This window comes from Photobacterium lutimaris (genome assembly GCF_003025555.1).
Lineage (GTDB): Bacteria > Pseudomonadota > Gammaproteobacteria > Enterobacterales > Vibrionaceae > Photobacterium > Photobacterium lutimaris.
In genome coordinates, this window is sequence record NZ_PYMH01000037.1 from 1 (window position 1) to 1,198 (window position 1,198).

Sequence of the window (1,198 nt, forward strand, 5' to 3'; positions counted from 1 at the left end):
AGCTGCTGGCAGTCGCAGATACCAGGTGGCTGCAACTGTTTATTAAAAACACAGCACTGTGCAAAATCGAAAGATGACGTATACGGTGTGACGCCTGCCCGGTGCCGGAAGGTTAATTGATGGGGTTAGACTTCGGTCGAAGCTCTTGATCGAAGCCCCGGTAAACGGCGGCCGTAACTATAACGGTCCTAAGGTAGCGAAATTCCTTGTCGGGTAAGTTCCGACCTGCACGAATGGCGTAATGATGGCCACGCTGTCTCCACCCGAGACTCAGTGAAATTGAAATCGCAGTGAAGATGCTGCGTACCCGCGGCTAGACGGAAAGACCCCGTGAACCTTTACTACAGCTTGGCACTGAACATTGAACCTACATGTGTAGGATAGGTGGGAGGCTTTGAAACCATGTCGCTAGATATGGTGGAGCCGTCCTTGAAATACCACCCTTGTAGTTTTGATGTTCTAACGTCGCCCCGTTATCCGGGGTGCGGACAGTGCCTGGTGGGTAGTTTGACTGGGGCGGTCTCCTCCCAAAGCGTAACGGAGGAGCACGAAGGTGGGCTAATCACGGTCGGACATCGTGAGGTTAGTGCAATGGCATAAGCCCGCTTGACTGCGAGAATGACAATTCGAGCAGGTGCGAAAGCAGGTCATAGTGATCCGGTGGTTCTGTATGGAAGGGCCATCGCTCAACGGATAAAAGGTACTCCGGGGATAACAGGCTGATACCGCCCAAGAGTTCATATCGACGGCGGTGTTTGGCACCTCGATGTCGGCTCATCACATCCTGGGGCTGAAGTCGGTCCCAAGGGTATGGCTGTTCGCCATTTAAAGTGGTACGCGAGCTGGGTTTAGAACGTCGTGAGACAGTTCGGTCCCTATCTGCCGTGGGCGTTGGATGATTGAGAGGGGCTGCTCCTAGTACGAGAGGACCGGAGTGGACGAACCTCTGGTGTTCGGGTTGTGTCGCCAGACGCATTGCCCGGTAGCTAAGTTCGGAATCGATAACCGCTGAAAGCATCTAAGCGGGAAGCGAGCCTCGAGATGAGTCATCCCTGAACCTATAAGGTTCCTAAAGGGTTGTTGAAGACTACGACGTAGATAGGCAGGGTGTGTAAGCGCTGTGAGGCGTTGAGCTAACCTGTACTAATTGCCCGTGAGGCTTAACCATACAACACCCAAGGGGTTTTTACGGACTCCA

The 1,198-nt window shown here is 53.3% G+C and carries 1 rRNA gene; it reads left to right on the plus strand.

Annotation, left to right across the window (positions count from 1 at the left end):
- Nucleotides 1–1,168, plus strand: a 23S ribosomal RNA gene (locus tag C9I99_RS26870); the annotation flags it as partial.
- Nucleotides 1,169–1,198: the final 30 nt, after the last annotated feature.